Origin of the sequence: Actinomycetospora straminea (assembly GCF_028737255.1) — a bacterium.
Lineage (GTDB): Bacteria > Actinomycetota > Actinomycetes > Mycobacteriales > Pseudonocardiaceae > Actinomycetospora > Actinomycetospora straminea.
The window spans coordinates 100,171-114,785 of sequence record NZ_JAQZAN010000001.1 but is presented as its reverse complement, the minus strand read 5'-3'; the positions used below and the strand labels follow the sequence as shown (position 1 = coordinate 114,785).

Genomic DNA, 14,615 nt, shown 5'->3' with positions numbered 1-14,615 from the left:
ACGATCCGGGCACGCACCGGGTGCGCTCCGCGGACAGCGGGGCGGGTGCGCAGCCCGGTCGCGACGGTCACGTCACACCGTCGAGCGGCGCCATTGCTCTGCTCGGGCGAACATGACGGGATCTGGCCGCACGGCGAAACACCGCTCGACCGCCGAGCGACTTCCGGGCCGTATCCGGGTGCAACGCGGCGCCCACCGGGACGAGCACACGGCCGGAGATCTCGGCGCGTGGTGAAGGGTTCGAACGTGAGAACGACAGCACCCCTGTCGAACGGGCGACGACGATGAGCGCCCCGCCCCGCGGCGGATACGCCGCCTGGGTCAGTTGGCTGGAGGCCTTCCGGCGGGGCGAGGACCCGTCGACCGCGGGGCTCGGCCCCGTCCGCGGCGGCTTCGGCTCCTACGTGGAGGCCCGCCTGCTCGAGCGGCTGTCCGCCGCGTTCGCCGAGCGCGTGCGCCAGTGGCAGACCGCGCTGGGCGACCGCATCGTCGCGCAGCCGCCGGACGGCCCGGTCGCCGCGGCGGCGATCCTGCAGGACGCGGTCGTGCGCCTGGAGCCCCTGGTGCGGCTGGCCGACTCGCCGCTCGTGCCGCGCACCCTGGGGGTGTCGATGCACGACATGCTGCACACGGTGCGGGACGGCGCCCGCGCCGCGCTCGACGAGGCGTGGCGTCGCGGTCTCGAGGACCAGCACGCTCCCGGCATGCCGGCCCAGCGCCGCGTCGACCCCGCCCGGCTCGCCGCCGCCCGCACGCTCCCCGGCGCCGTCACGGGCGCCGTACCGGCCCCGCGACCGGGCTTCCGCCGCAACTGAGCGGGCTCAGCCCAGGCCGACGCGGGCGAGGATCCCCCGGTGGTCGCTGCCCGGGACGTCGACGATGTCGACCTCCCGGGCGGTCGGGCCGCCCGAGACCAGCACGTGGTCGATCTGGACCCCGAGCAGCCGCGGCGCCGCCGACGGCCAGGTGCCCATGAGGCCCGCGCCGACGTCGCTCGCGGCGTCGGTGCAGCCCTCGATGGCCTCGCGGAGCTCGGCGTGGTCGAGGGTCGCGTTGAGGTCACCCGCGACGACGGTCGGGCGGTCGCCGGTGCACCAGCGCGCGAGGGCCGCGACGTCGCGTCGCCAGTCGCCCGTCTCGCCCGGCCGGGGTGACTGCGGGTGCGTCGCGACGACGCGCACCGGGCGGCCGTCGACGTCGGCGAGCTCGACGATCAGCGAGGGGAACTCGGTGTCGCGGTTCGGCGTCACCGTCGGGCGGCCCAGCTCGCGGCGCACGAAGACCGTCATCGGGCTGTCGTCGCGGTCCGCGTCGGCGGCGAAGACGCGGTAACCGCTCGTCCCCTCCTCTCCGCCGGACTCGTCGACCAGCGCCTCCTGGAGGCTCGCCCGCAGCTCGCCGCGCGCCTCGGGGAGCACGACGACGTCGGGCGTGCGGGCGGCGATGAGGCCCGCGAGCGCGTCGGGGTCCGCGCGGCTGAGGTAGGTGCTCGCGGTGAGCACGGTCAGCTCGGGGCCGCCGGTGGCGCCCGTCGCCCCGGAGCCCACGGCGCGCGGCAGCACCATCGCGAGCCCGAGCACGCCGACCAGCCCGAGCGCGAGCGCCGTGGGCCACGCCCGCCGCGCCACGACGGCCACGAGCACCGCGAACACCACCGTCGCCGTCGCGAGCTGGGGCCGGAAGGCGATCGTCTGGACGAACGGCGTGCGGTGGTCGATGCCGAGCAGGTCGGAGAACATCACCACGGCGGCCGGGAGCCCGAGGACCACCGCGGCCCCGATCGCCGCCGGTCCCGGCGCCCCGAAGCGCCGGCGCGCGGCGCCGAGGACCGCGCCTGACCCGCGGCCCGGCGACCGCCTCACTCCACCGCGTCCACCGGCTCCACCGGTCCCGCCGTCCGCGGCACCGGCCCGGGGCATCGCCGTCGTCGGGCGGGACGCGGCGCGGTCGGCCCCCCGCTCGCCGGAGGGCGGCAGGTGACGCGTCGGGGGTCCCGACGGCCGCGGCGGGCCGGGCTGCCACCCGCCCGGGCCCGGCGGCGTCCCGGGACGGTGGGGCGGGCGCGCCCCTCCGGGTCCTCCCGCCGGGGGACCGGGGCGGTACCCGCCGGGCCCGGGCCGGTCGGGAGGAGGTCCGGTCACCCGCGGGTCACGCGGAGGATGACGTCGTCCGACCCGTTGTCGCTGGTGAGGTAGAGCGCCCCGTCGGGGCCGAGCCGCGACCCGCGCAGCCGGCCGAACTCGCCGTCGAGCTCGGCCGGGGCGGTGACCTCGACGATCCGGCCCTCGTCGGCACCCTGTCCGGGCCGCATGAGGAGGAGCTTCTCGCCCCGCTGCGCCGACACCGCGAGCATCCCGGCCATGTCGCCCCACGCCGGCCCGTCGAGGAACGCCGCGCCGCTGATGGCCTCGGTCGGGTCGCCGGAGCTCCAGGCGGCGGGGACCGCGTCGGGATAGCGGTCGAGGTCGGTCATCGGCACGTCCTCGTCGTACCCGCCGGGCGACTCGCCGCCCCGCGCCGGGTCCCACCCGTAGTTCGCGCCCGGGACGACGACGTTGACCTCGTCGTCGATGTCGGGGCCGTGCTCGGCGCTCCAGGCGCGGCCGGTGCCGGGCTGGACGGCGACGGCCTGCACGTTGCGGTGCCCGTACCCCGAGATCAGCCGCTCGGAGGCGCTGCCCGAGGTGGCGAAGGGGTTGCCCGGGGCCGGTCCGCCGGTCTGCGGGTCGACGCGCAGCACCTTCCCGCCCAGGGAGTTGCGGTCCTGGGGGATGGTGGCGCGGGCGGTGTCACCGGTGCCGACGAGCAGCGCGCCGTCGGGGGCGTAGGTCGGGCGGCAGCCGGAGTGCCGGCCCGACGGGTTGATCGGCAGGCCGCCGACGAGGGGGTCGCGCACCTTCTCGGCGCGCGTGCCGTCGGGCGACAGGCGCCAGGACACGACGCGGACGTCGACCGGGCGGCCACCCTCCTGGTGGGTCTGGCAGGTGACGAACGTGCCGGAGGTGGCGACGTCCGGCGCCGCGGCGATGCCCATGAGACCGCCCTCGCCACGGGCGTACACGTCCTGGAGGTCGGCGGTGACGGGTGTGACCCGCGCGCCGGCTCCCAGGCCCGTGACCAGCGACAACGACCCGTCCCGCTGCGTGACGAGCATGCGGTCGCCGCCGACGAACGCGACGTCCCAGGGGTTCGCGAGGTCGCCGGCGACGGTCTCCACGCGCAGGGCGGTGCCGGTCGGCGCCGTGGTCGTCGGCGCCGGGGCGGCCCCCGCGCCTCCGCCCTGCCGGGGAGCGGCGGAGGTCTGTTCGGTGGCCTCGCCGCACGCGGTGAGGGCCAGGGCCAGCAGCGCCGAGAGGGCCAGCAGGGCGCGCGCCGGTCGTGATCGGCTCGGGGTCACGGGGAATCATGATGCCGCCCGCCGCGTCCGGCCGGCGTGGGGCCCTGCCCCCGAACGGCCCCCGAGGCCCCCGGAGATCCGGCGGCCCACCTGCTGTTGTCGCTGAACGAACCGCACGGTACTTTTTCACGCGGCGCCGAGGAGCCCGTGCGGTTGACCGGGGGGCACGCACGGTCGCGACGGGGCCGGGGGGTGCCGGTGGCGGTCCCACCGGCGCCCCCGCTCCCCGTGTCAGCGAAGTCCCCCTGTCGGCTGCTCACCGGGATGCCGACACCGGACGTCCGTCTCGGTACGTCGATCACGGCCGCCGCGGCCGCGGGAGACCGGGCGCACCGGAGCCGCGCCACCGGTGTCGGGGTGCGCACGTACGCTGGAGGACATCCCCCGGCGCGCCCGAGAGCCCGGTCGCGCCCGACGGTCCGTCGAAGGGTCCCCCCGCGTTGTCGCCCGCTGCGTCGCTCGCTGCCCCGCCCGAGATCTCCACGTCGCCCGAGTCCGCACCGCTCGCTCCCCTCCTGCCCGCCGTGCTGGCCGACCCCGGCCTGCGCGAGGTCGTGGCCGCCGCGGGTCGTGACGTGGCCGTCGAGGGCCCGACGGGCCTGCGGCCGTTCCTGGCCGGCGCGCTGGCGTCCCCCGAGGCCGCGGGCGGGGCCGACGTGCCCCTGCTCGTCGTCACGGCGACCGAGCGGGAGGCCGAGGAGCTCGCGGGCGCGGTCGGCGAGCTGCTGGGCCCGGACGCCGTCGCGTACCTGCCGAGCTGGGAGACGCTGCCCCACGAGCGCCTGTCCCCGCGGGCGGACACCGTCGGCCGGCGCGTCACCGTCTTCCGCCGCCTGGCCCACCCCGAGGCCGAGGACACCCCGGACGTGCCGCTGCGCGTGGTCGTCGCCGCGACCCGCAGCCTCATCCAGCCCGTCGTGCCCGGGCTCGGCGACCTCGCGCCCGTGCGCCTGGTCGAGGGCACCGAGTACGAGCTCGAGGACCTCACCGCCCGCCTGGTCGACCTCGCCTACGCGCGCGTCGAGATGGTGGAGAAGCGCGGCGAGTTCGCGGTGCGCGGCGGCATCGTCGACCTGTTCCCGCCGACGGCCGCCGCCCCGGTGCGCGTCGAGTTCTGGGGCGACGAGGTCTCGGAGCTGCGCTGCTTCTCCGTCGCCGACCAGCGATCCCTGCCCGGGGAGGGTCCCGACGCCCGGCCCGCCGAGGTCGTCGCCCCGCCGTGCCGCGAGCTGCTGCTCACCGAGGCCGTGCGCGCCCGCGCCGCCGAGCTCGCCGCCGAGCACACGAAGGACAAGGCGCTCGCCGAGCTGCTCAGCCGCGTCGCCGAGGGCATCCCGTCCGAGGGCATGGAGTCGCTGATCCCGGCGCTGCTCGGCGCTGGGGGTGAGGACGGTGGGGACACGCCCGAGCTCGCCCTGCTGCCCGAGCTGCTGCCCGCGAACGGGCACGTGCTGCTCTGCCACCCCGAGCGCGTGCTCACCCGCGCCGCCGACCTCGTGCGCACCGGTCAGGAGTTCCTCGAGGCGTCGTGGCTGGCCGCGGCCGACGGCACCGACGGGCGCGCGCCGATCGACCTGGGCGCCTCGGCCTACCGCGACCTCGGCGACGTCCGCGCCGTCGCGGCCAAGGCCGGGCGCCCGTGGTGGACGCTGTCCTCGCTCGCCACCGACCCCGACGTCGAGGACGACTCCCACACCCGCGACGGGGCCCGCGTGCTGCGCCCCGGGTTCACCGGGGTCGAGGCCTACCGCGGCGACGTGCCGCGCGCCGCCGCCGACCTGCGCGCCCTGGCCGCCTCCGGTGGCACCGGCGTGCTCGTCGTGCCCGCGGCGGGCACCGCCCAGCGCGCGGCCGAGCAGCTGCGCGAGCACGAGGTGCCGGTCCAGCTCGCGGCCGAGGGCCTGGCCGCGGCGCCCGAGGCGGGCGTCGTCACCATCACCCGCGGCACGCTGGGCGACGGCGTCACCGCCGGCGGCACGGGGGCCGGTCCGGGTCTGGTGATCATCACCGAGGCCGACCTCACCGGCACCCGCCCGGGCACCGAGGGCGCGGTCAAGCGGGCTCCGGTCAAGCGGCGCAACGCCGTCGACCCGCTGACGCTGCAGCCCGGCGATTACGTCGTCCACGCCCAGCACGGCATCGGCAAGTTCGTCGAGATGACCCAGCGCACCACGGGCACCGGCCCGGCGCGCACCACGCGCGAGTACCTGGTGCTCGAGTACGCGTCGTCGAAGCGCGGCCAGGCGTCGGACCGGCTGTTCGTGCCGACCGACCAGCTCGACCAGGTCAGCCGCTACGTCGGCGGCGAGCTGCCGACGCTGAACAAGCTCGGCGGCTCGGACTGGTCGAAGACCAAGTCGAAGGCGCGCAAGGCGGTCCGGGACATCGCGGCCTCGCTGGTGCAGCTCTACGCGGCGCGCCAGTCGGCGCCCGGGCACGCGTTCGCGGCCGACACCCCGTGGCAGCGGGAGATGGAGGACGCGTTCCCGTTCACCGAGACGCCCGACCAGGCCTCGGCGATCGACGACGTCAAGGCCGACATGGAGAAGCCGGTCCCGATGGACCGCGTCATCTCCGGCGACGTCGGCTACGGCAAGACCGAGATCGCGGTGCGCGCCGCGTTCAAGGCGGTGCAGGACGGCAAGCAGGTCGCGGTGCTCGTGCCGACGACGCTGCTCGCCCAGCAGCACCTCCAGACGTTCACCGACCGCATGCGCAACTTCCCGATCACGGTGAAGGGGCTCTCGCGGTTCACCGCGCCCAAGGAGGCCGACGCGACGATCCGCGGCCTCGCCGACGGGAGCGTCGACGTCGTCGTCGGCACCCACCGGCTGCTGCAGACCGGGGTGGCGTGGAAGGACCTCGGCCTGGTGATCATCGACGAGGAGCAGCGCTTCGGCGTCGAGCACAAGGAGCACATCACCGGGCTGCGCGCCCATGTCGACATGCTGTCGATGTCGGCGACGCCGATCCCGCGCACCCTGGAGATGAGCCTCGCCGGCATCCGCGAGATGTCGACGATCCTCACCCCGCCCGAGGAGCGGCACCCGACGCTGACCTACGTCGGCGCCTACGAGGAGAAGCAGGTCGCCGCGGCGATCCGGCGCGAGCTGCTGCGCGACGGCCAGGTCTTCTACATCCACAACCGCGTGAACTCGATCGACGACGCCGCCGCGCGCCTGCGCCGGCTCGTGCCCGAGGCGCGCATCGCCACCGCGCACGGGCAGATGGCCGAGGAGCGCCTCGAGCGCACGGTCAACGAGTTCTGGGAGCGCGAGCACGACGTGCTGGTGTGCACGACGATCGTCGAGAACGGCCTGGACATCTCCAACGCCAACACCCTGGTCGTCGAGCGCGCCGACACCCTCGGGCTCTCGCAGCTCCACCAGCTGCGCGGGCGCGTCGGGCGCGGGCGCGAGCGGGGCTACGCCTACTTCCTCTACCCGGCCGACCAGCCGCTCACCGAGACCGCGCACGACCGCCTCGCCACCGTCGCCCAGCACTCCGAGCTGGGCGCGGGCACCGCGGTGGCCATGAAGGACCTCGAGATCCGGGGCGCGGGCAACATCCTCGGCGCCGAGCAGTCGGGACACATCGCGGGCGTGGGCTTCGACCTCTACGTGCGCCTGGTCGGCGAGGCCGTCGAGGCGTTCAAGGCGCATGCGGGCGCCGACGGCGGCGAGGAGCCGCTGGCCGAGGTGCGCGTCGACCTCCCGATCGACGCCCACGTGCCCCACAACTACGTCGACACCGAGCGCCTGCGCCTCGACGTCTACCGCAAGATCGCCGAGGCCGCGGACGCCGCCGCCCTCGACGCGGTGCGCGAGGAGCTCGTCGACCGCTACGGCGAGCCGCCGACGCCGGTCGGCAACCTGCTCGCGGTCGCCGCGTTCCGGCAGGCGTGCCGGCGCCACGGGATCACCGAGGTCGCGGGCCAGGGCAACATGATCCGGTTCGCGCCGGTGGAGCTGCCCGAGTCGATGCAGATGCGGCTGCGCCGCCTGCACCCGCGCGCGCAGTACAAGGCGGCCTCGCGGACGCTCTCGCTGCCCCGGCCCGTCGAGGGCTCCGACGGCCCATCAGGATCACGAGGTCCGGTGCGCATGGGCGCCGCCCCGCTGCGCGACCTCGCCCTCCTGGCGTGGTGCGAGCAGCTGTTCGGCCAGCTCTTCCCGGAGCCCGCGCCGGCCGCGGCGACCTGACGCCCGGCGTCGGGTGATCACCAGGCCGAAACGCACCTCGGGAGGCACGCGCGCGGTGCCTTTCCGCCTGGTGATCACCACGTGACCGCGGCCGGGGCGGGTGCAGGACGGGGCGGCCGGGATGACGCCACCGCCCGGGTGAGAAGGTGACGCCCGTGCGTCGCCTGTCATCCCTGGTCGCGTCGGTCGTCGTGGGTCTGGTCGTCCTCGCCGGGTGCGGGACGGGCCCGGACCGCACCCAGGCGGCGGCGATCGTCGGCGACACCGTGATCCCGATCAGCGAGATCCAGAGCGGCCTGCGGACGGCCGCGCCGGACCTGCGGGTCGCGGTCGACCAGCAGGGCGCGGCGCAGGGCATCGCGCCGGGCGCGCCGATCCCGCCGCAGCTGCTCGCGCAGGAGTCGCGCCGCCTCGTCACGGTGCGGGTGCTCCACGAGCTCATCGCCGAGCAGTCGCGCCGCGACGGCATCGTCGTCACCCCGCAGCGGGTGGACGCGGCCCTGGCGCGCGCGGGCGGGGCCGAGGCCGCGGCGCGGGGCAGCGGGTTCGACCCGGCGACGATCCGGGGGCTCGTCGCCGACCAGATCGCCGCGAGCGACATCGGCCGGACCGTGTTCGACCGGCTCCAGGTCACCCTCGACTACGCCACCGCCCCGGACCGCGCGACCGCCGAGGCCCTGGCCGGCGCCGTTGCGGCCGACCCGGCGCGCGCCCCGCAGCTCTTCGGCGCCGTCGGGGGCACGCCGCCGGCGGGACTGACCGTGCGCCCGGGCCAGGACCAGGGCACGGGCCTGCAGTCGTCGGCGTCGTCGCTGCTCTTCGGCCTGCCCGCGGGCACGGTGACGATCACGCCGGGCCGCTCGTCGTCCTCGCAGGCCGGCGGCCAGGACCCGTCGCAGGGCCCGTGGTCGGTGGTCCACGTCCGCGAGCGCACCCTCGCCGCGCCGGGCACCCCGCCGCCCCCGGGCGTCACCCCGGCCTCGGCGGTCGACGACGACACGATGTTCGGCTTCGGCCTGCGCCAGCTCCAGCCGCTCGCGCTCGAGCTCGGCGTCACGGTCAGCCCGCGCTACGGCGCCTGGGACCCCACGCAGCTCGACGTCGTGCAGGACGAGGGATCGGTCGGCGTCGTGACCCCGGTCCGCAGCCCGGCACCGTGAGCGCGCGGGAGACCGTCACCGTCGACCCCCGGCTCGGCGCCGTCCTGCCCGCCGCGGCGGTGCGCGCGGTCGCCGCGGCCGATCAGGTCCGCCTGCACCCCGACCTCCCCGCCGGCGTCGCCGCCGCCTTCGCCCGCGACCTCGGCGCGGTCGGCCCCGAGGCCCCCGAGAGCGACGGTGCCGTCGTCGAGCTCGTTCCCGGTGGGCACGGCCCGCCGGGCGCCGAGCTCCTCGAGGCCGTGCGGATCATGGACCGCCTGCGCTCGCCCGGCGGCTGCCCCTGGGACGCCGCGCAGACCCCGGCGTCGCTGCTGCGCTACCTCGTCGAGGAGACCTACGAGCTCTACGACGCCGTCGCCGACGACGACCGCGTCGCGGTGCGCGAGGAGCTCGGCGACGTCCTGCTCCAGGTGCTCTTCCACGCGCGGATCGCGCAGGAGGACCGCGCCGACCCGTTCGGGATCGACGAGGTGGCCGCCGAGCTCGTCGGCAAGCTCGTGAGCCGCCACCCACACGTCTTCGGCGCTGGCGAGACGATCACCGGCGCCGCGGAGCAGCAGGTGCGCTGGGAGGAGCTCAAGGCCGTCGAGAAGCGGCGCGCGTCGGCGCTCGAGGGCGTCGCGCGGGCCCAGCCGGCGGCGGCGCTCGTCGCCAAGTACCTCTCGCGGGCGCGGCGGGCCGGGGTCCCGGACGACCTGCTGGCCGGCGCGTCGCCCGACCCGCTGTACGCGGTCGCCGCGGCGCACGGCGACCCCGAGGGCGATCTGCGCGCGGCCGCGGGCGAGCTCGCGCGCCGGGTGCGGGGGGCCGAGGGTGCGGCACGCGCGGCGGGCGAGGACCCCACCGCCCTCGACGAGCAGGGGTGGCGCCGGTTCTGGCCGGCGTGAGGTCTCCGTCGGGAAACGGACAATTCGGTCACCTTGTGTGATCGCGTCCGGCCCGTCTTCCGTCGTCCGGTCGAGCCAGGCTAGCCTCACCTCACAGCAGGTGAGCATCACCTGAACTCGAGGTGAGAGGACGCCATGCTGGGGAACGCGCTGATCGGGCTGCGCGAGGGCCTCGAGGCCTCCCTCGTCGTCAGCATCCTGGTGGCGTTCCTCGTCCGGACCGACCGTCGGCGGGAGCTGCCGAAGGTCTGGCTCGGTGTCGGCCTGGCGATCGCCGTGAGCGTCGGCGTCACCCTCGCCCTGACGCTGTCCCAGCAGGCGCTGACGTTCGAGGCCCAGGAGGCGCTCGGCGGCTCGCTGTCGATCGTCGCGGTCGGCTTCGTCACCTGGATGATCTTCTGGATGCGCCGCGTCGGCCGGACCATCGCGGCCGAGCTCGAGGGCGGCCTGGAGAAGGCGATCGCGATGGGCTCGATCGCGGTCGTCGTCATGGCCGCGCTGGCCGTCGGTCGCGAGGGCCTCGAGACCGCGGTGTTCTTCTTCGCGGCCGTGCAGGCGGCGGGGGAGACCACGGGCCCGCTGGTCGGCTTCCTCCTCGGCATCGCGGCCGCGGTCGTGCTCGCGTACCTGGTCTACCGCGGCGCGGTGCGGCTGAACCTGGGGAAGTTCTTCACCGTCACCGGGGTGCTGCTGATCTTCGTCGCGGCCGGCATCCTCGCCTACGGCGTCCACGACCTGCAGGAGGCCGGCATCCTGCCCGGCCTCTACACCCTCGCCTTCGACGTCAGCGCCGCGATCCCGGCCGACTCCTGGTACGGCGTGCTGCTCAAGGGCGTCTTCAACTTCTCCCCGCAGACCACCGTGCTCGAGGCGGTGGTGTGGGTGCTCTACGTGGCGATCGTGCTGACGCTCTTCGTCCGCCCCCGCCGCGCGACCCCCGCCCCGGCCGCGTCCCCCGCCCCGGCCGACCGCGGCGCCTGACCCCCCACGACCCCGACCCGCTCGACCAGCGCAGCGATGCGCGCCCGGAGGAGAACGATGTCCCGCAGGTCCCTCGCCGCCACCACCGCGGCGCTGGCCGTCGTCGCCCTGAGCGCGCTGTCGGCGTGCACGAGCACCGCTCCGCCGCCGGGAGGCGCCGCGGGTGGCGGCCCGGTGCAGGTCCGGGCGTCCGACACGGCCTGCGAGGTCTCGGTCACCCAGGCGCCGGCCGGCAACGTGTCGTTCTCGGTGCAGAACACCGGCACCAAGGTCACCGAGTTCTACCTGCTGGGCACCGGTGACCGGATCCTCGGCGAGGTCGAGAACATCGGCCCGGGCCTGACGCGCCAGCTCATCGTCGAGGTGCCCCAGGGCGGCCAGTACACGACGGCGTGCAAGCCGGGCATGGTCGGCGACGGCATCCGCGGGCCGTTCACCGTCACCGGCAACGTCCCGGGCTCCGCCGAGGGCGACGCCCTGCTCGCCGGCGCGGTGTCGGGCTACAAGCGCTACACGACGTCGCAGGTCGAGGCCCTGGTGACCCGCACGCAGGAGTTCGTCGACGCGGTCAAGCGCGGCGACGTCGAGGGCGCCAAGCAGCTCTTCCCGGTCGCGCGCACCTACTGGGAGCGCATCGAGCCGGTGGCCGAGTCGTTCGGCGACCTCGACCCGCGCATCGACGGCCGCGACGACGGCGAGCCCGGGGTCGAGTTCACCGGCTACCACCGCCTCGAGCGCGACCTGTGGGTCACCGGCCTGCAGCCCGACTCGAACGCCATGGCCGACCGCCTCATGGCCGACATCCGCGAGCTCCAGGCCCGCACCGCCGGCATCGAGCTGACCCCGCTGCAGCTGGCCAACGGGGCGAAGGAGCTGCTCGACGAGGTCGCCACCGGCAAGATCACCGGCGAGGAGGACCGCTACTCGCACACCGACCTCTGGGACTTCCGCGCCAACGTCGACGGCTCCCAGGCCGCGGTCGCGGCGCTGCGCCCGGTGCTCGACCAGCGCGACCCGGCCCTGGGCCCGGTGCTCGACCAGCGCTTCCGCGACGTCGACGTGCTGCTCGAGGGCTACCGCCAGGGCGACGGGTTCGTCCTCTACACGGCGCTCACCGAGCAGGACAAGCAGCGCATGACGCAGGCCATCGACGCCCTCGGCGAGCCGGTCAGCCAGGTCGCGGCGGTGATCTCGGCGTGACGGTGGGGGCATGACGCGTTCGGGCATGCGGGGCATCTCCCGGCGCCGGCTCCTCGGGTGGACCGGCGCCGGGGCCGCCCTGGCCGGGGCCGGTGCGGTCGCCGGGTTCGCCGCGGGGGAGTCGACGTCCGACGCCCCGGCCGATCCCGGCGGCGGCGTCGTGCCGTTCCGCGGCGTCCACCAGGCCGGCATCACGACGCCGGCGCAGGACCGGCTGCACTTCGTCGCCCTCGACCTGACCACCACCGACCGTGCCGCGGTGATCAGTCTGCTCAAGCGCTGGACGACGGCCGCCGAGCGGATGACGGCCGGGGCCGAGGCCGCGCCGGGCGGCGCGGTGCAGCGCAACCCCGAGGCCCCGCCCAGCGACACCGGCGAGGCCCTCGGCCTCCCGGCCGCCGCGCTGACCATCACCTTCGGGATCGGCGGGAGCCTGCTCGACAAGCTCGGCATCCCGCGCCCGCCCGAGCTCGCCGACCTCCCGCCGTTCCAGGGCGACCAGCTCGACCCGGCCCTCTCCGGCGGCGACCTGTGCCTGCAGGCCTGCGCCAACGACCCGCAGGTCGCGGTCCACGCCGTGCGCAACCTCGTCCGGACCGGGTTCGGGACGACGACGGTGCGCTGGTCGCAGCTCGGGTTCGGGCGGACGTCGTCGACGTCGACCACCCAGCAGACCCACCGCAACCTCTTCGGCTTCAAGGACGGCACGAACAACCTCAAGGCCGAGGACGGCGCGCTGCTCGACGAGCACGTGTGGGTGCCGCCGGCGCAGGGACCGGCGTGGCTCGCGGGCGGCACCTACCTCGTCGCGCGCCGCATCCGGATGCACGTCGAGACGTGGGACCGGACCTCGCTCGCCGAGCAGGAGTCGCTCACCGGGCGCACGAAGGGCGAGGGCGCGCCGATCGGGCAGCCGCGCGAGTTCGACCTGCCGGACCTGGGCCCGGGCTCGCCGATCGGGGCCGACGCGCACATCCGGCTCGCGTCGGCGCAGAACAACGGCGGCGCGCGGATGCTGCGGCGCGGCTACAACTTCGTCGACGGGTCCGACGGGCTCGGGCACCTCGACGCGGGCCTGTTCTTCGTCGCGTTCATGCGCGACCCGCACCGGCAGTTCGTGCCGATGCAGAGCCAGCTGGCGCGGCGGGACAAGATGATGGAGTACATCGAGCACACGGGATCGGCGGTCTTCGCGGTCCCGCCGGGGCTCGGCGACGGCGCCTACTGGGGCCGAACGGTCCTCGAGGGTTGAGCCGCCCGGGCGAACCGGAGGCCTTGTCTACCGCCGCGTAATCTCCCGCACGATGAGCGCGCCGACCGAACCCGGTTCCCGCGACCGTCAGCCGGCCCCGCGCCGCTCGACGGTGCGCAGCGGTGTCGAGGCGGAGGAGGCGGCCCCGCGGCGCCGTCTCGCGGTCCTCGGGCGGCTCGGGCTCGTCGTGGTGCTGCTCGCGGCCGTCGTCGGCACCGTGGTGCTGGTGAGCAACCGCAACGAGTTCGGGCGACCGGACGCGGGCGCCGAGGAGATCCCGGCGCTCGAGGTCGAGCCCGCGCCGGTCCAGCTGGGCACGGTCGCGCAGCCCGACGCGCTCGCCCCGCCGTCGCTCGGGCTGCCGGGGCGCGCCCCGGCCGGCGGCGCCGCCCCGACGTCGCTCGCGGACTGGGCCGAGGGCATCGCGAGCCGCGTCGACGTGCCCGCCCGCGCGGTGCAGGCGTACGGCGTCGCCGACCTCGCGGTGAAGGCCGAGGAGCCCGGCTGCAACCTGTCGTGGGTCACGATCGCTGGCCTCGCGCGCATCGAGTCGAACCACGGTCGCTACCGGGGTGCCTCGATCGCCGCCAACGGCGACGTCACCCCGCGCATCATCGGCGTCCCGCTCGACGGCACCGGCGGCAACCGGACCATCGGCGACACCGACCGCGGCGTCCTCGACGGCGACACCGCGCTCGACCGCGCCGTCGGCCCGCTGCAGTTCATCCCGTCGACCTGGGCGAAGTGGCGGTCCGACGGCAACGGCGACGGCGTCGCGGACCCGAACAACATCGACGATGCGGCCCTCGCCGCCGGCCGCTACCTCTGCGCGGGAGGCCGGGACCTCGCCACCGGTCCGGGCTGGCGCAACGCCGTGCTCTCGTACAACTACTCCGACGAGTACGGCCGCCGCGTCTACGCCGCCGCCGACTCGTACGCCGCGGCGAACCGGGGCTGACCGGCCCTGGCTCGCGTCCACCGGAGCGCGCCGCCGCAGCCGACCTGGTGCGCGACGGAGGAGCGCAAGGTGTCGCGACCGGCTCGGCGCGACACTCAGCCGCCGCCGGCGCGGTCCGACCGGAAGGCGATGTTGGCGCTGACCTCGCCGAGCGCCTCCTGGTACTCGGGCCGCGGGTCCATCGCCGCCGCCATGCGCAGCTGGGTCCGGGCCTCCTCGAGCCGGCTCTGGCGCTGCAGCGTGCGGCCCAGGGCGAACCGCGCGTAGTGGTCGGACGGGTCGAGCTCCAGCACGCGCAGGAAGCCCGCCTCGGCGCGGCGGAACTGCGCGGAGGCGAGGTAGGCCCGGGCGGCGAGCAGGTGCACCGAGGCCGCCTCGGGCTCGCTCTCGAGCAGCGGGACGACGATCTTCAACGCGTCGAGGGGCCGGCGGTGCTCGAGGAGGTCCTCGGCGCGGCGGAAGGCGTCCACCGCCGACACCGCCCCGGTGCCGTCCGGTCCGTCGGGGTCGGGCTGTGCGGCGGACATCCCCGTCACCGTATGCCGAGTCCCGGCACCGCGCGAGGGCCGCCCGCGGAC

At 76.0% G+C, this 14,615-nt stretch carries 11 protein-coding genes; 8 read left to right on the top strand and 3 right to left on the bottom strand.

Going from position 1 to position 14,615, the window contains the following annotated elements; all coding sequences use genetic code 11:
• Positions 1 to 284: 284 nt before the first annotated feature.
• Positions 285 to 815 (top strand): hypothetical protein, encoded by a 531-nt coding sequence (locus PH190_RS00585; RefSeq protein WP_274229560.1) that lies wholly within the window; start codon positions 285 to 287, stop codon positions 813 to 815.
• A gap of 6 nt (positions 816 to 821) precedes the next feature.
• Here the strand turns inward: PH190_RS00585 and PH190_RS00580 are convergent, their stop codons facing one another.
• Entirely contained in the window at positions 822 to 1,862 is a 1,041-nt protein-coding gene (locus PH190_RS00580; protein ID WP_274229559.1) for an endonuclease/exonuclease/phosphatase family protein, read from the bottom strand.
• A 275-nt stretch (positions 1,863 to 2,137) separates the two neighbouring features.
• Entirely contained in the window at positions 2,138 to 3,397 is a 1,260-nt protein-coding gene (locus tag PH190_RS00575) for a PQQ-dependent sugar dehydrogenase (RefSeq protein WP_274229558.1), read from the bottom strand.
• A 515-nt stretch (positions 3,398 to 3,912) separates the two neighbouring features.
• Between PH190_RS00575 and mfd the strand changes: the two genes are divergently transcribed.
• The 7 genes from mfd to PH190_RS00540 all read left to right on the top strand — a co-directional run bounded on the left by mfd (position 3,913) and on the right by PH190_RS00540 (position 14,037).
• Positions 3,913 to 7,599, top strand: a complete 3,687-nt coding sequence (gene mfd / locus PH190_RS00570) for a transcription-repair coupling factor (RefSeq protein WP_420791558.1) — start codon at positions 3,913 to 3,915, stop codon at positions 7,597 to 7,599.
• 155 nt (positions 7,600 to 7,754) lie between these two features.
• Positions 7,755 to 8,759, top strand: a complete 1,005-nt coding sequence (locus PH190_RS00565) for a hypothetical protein (RefSeq protein WP_274229556.1) — start codon at positions 7,755 to 7,757, stop codon at positions 8,757 to 8,759.
• Positions 8,756 to 9,646 (top strand): nucleoside triphosphate pyrophosphohydrolase, encoded by an 891-nt coding sequence (locus tag PH190_RS00560; protein WP_274229555.1) that lies wholly within the window; start codon positions 8,756 to 8,758, stop codon positions 9,644 to 9,646. The genes PH190_RS00565 and PH190_RS00560 overlap by 4 nt, the downstream gene beginning before the upstream one ends.
• A 135-nt stretch (positions 9,647 to 9,781) precedes the next feature.
• Entirely contained in the window at positions 9,782 to 10,627 is an 846-nt protein-coding gene (efeU, locus tag PH190_RS00555) for an iron uptake transporter permease EfeU (RefSeq protein ID WP_274229554.1), read from the top strand.
• Positions 10,628 to 10,684: 57 nt separating this feature from the next.
• Positions 10,685 to 11,827: an iron uptake system protein EfeO gene (efeO, locus tag PH190_RS00550; RefSeq protein WP_274229553.1), complete on the top strand. Its 1,143-nt coding sequence runs from the start codon at positions 10,685 to 10,687 to the stop codon at positions 11,825 to 11,827.
• 10 nt (positions 11,828 to 11,837) lie between these two features.
• On the top strand, positions 11,838 to 13,079 hold the full coding sequence (efeB, locus tag PH190_RS00545; protein WP_274229552.1) for an iron uptake transporter deferrochelatase/peroxidase subunit: 1,242 nt from the start codon (positions 11,838 to 11,840) through the stop codon (positions 13,077 to 13,079).
• Positions 13,080 to 13,131: 52 nt separating this feature from the next.
• The gene (locus tag PH190_RS00540) at positions 13,132 to 14,037 is read left to right on the top strand and encodes a lytic transglycosylase domain-containing protein (protein ID WP_274229551.1); all 906 of its coding nucleotides are present in this window, start codon (positions 13,132 to 13,134) and stop codon (positions 14,035 to 14,037) included.
• Between the two features lie 95 nt (positions 14,038 to 14,132).
• Here PH190_RS00540 and PH190_RS00535 read toward each other — a convergent pair whose 3' ends face one another.
• Complete coding sequence (locus tag PH190_RS00535) at positions 14,133 to 14,564, bottom strand: tetratricopeptide repeat protein (protein WP_274229550.1); 432 nt, start codon at positions 14,562 to 14,564, stop codon at positions 14,133 to 14,135.
• Positions 14,565 to 14,615: the final 51 nt, after the last annotated feature.

Excerpts from the sequence above, each read along its gene's own strand:
- efeU (WP_274229554.1), top strand. The coding sequence starts at position 9,782 with ATGCTGGGGAACGCGCTGATCGGGCTGCGCGAGGGCCTCGAGGCCTCC.
- PH190_RS00535 (WP_274229550.1), bottom strand. The coding sequence starts at position 14,564 with ATGTCCGCCGCACAGCCCGACCCCGACGGACCGGACGGCACCGGGGCG.
- efeB (WP_274229552.1), top strand. The coding sequence starts at position 11,838 with ATGACGCGTTCGGGCATGCGGGGCATCTCCCGGCGCCGGCTCCTCGGG.
- efeO (WP_274229553.1), top strand. The coding sequence starts at position 10,685 with ATGTCCCGCAGGTCCCTCGCCGCCACCACCGCGGCGCTGGCCGTCGTC.
- PH190_RS00585 (WP_274229560.1), top strand. The coding sequence starts at position 285 with ATGAGCGCCCCGCCCCGCGGCGGATACGCCGCCTGGGTCAGTTGGCTG.
- PH190_RS00540 (WP_274229551.1), top strand. The coding sequence starts at position 13,132 with ATGAGCGCGCCGACCGAACCCGGTTCCCGCGACCGTCAGCCGGCCCCG.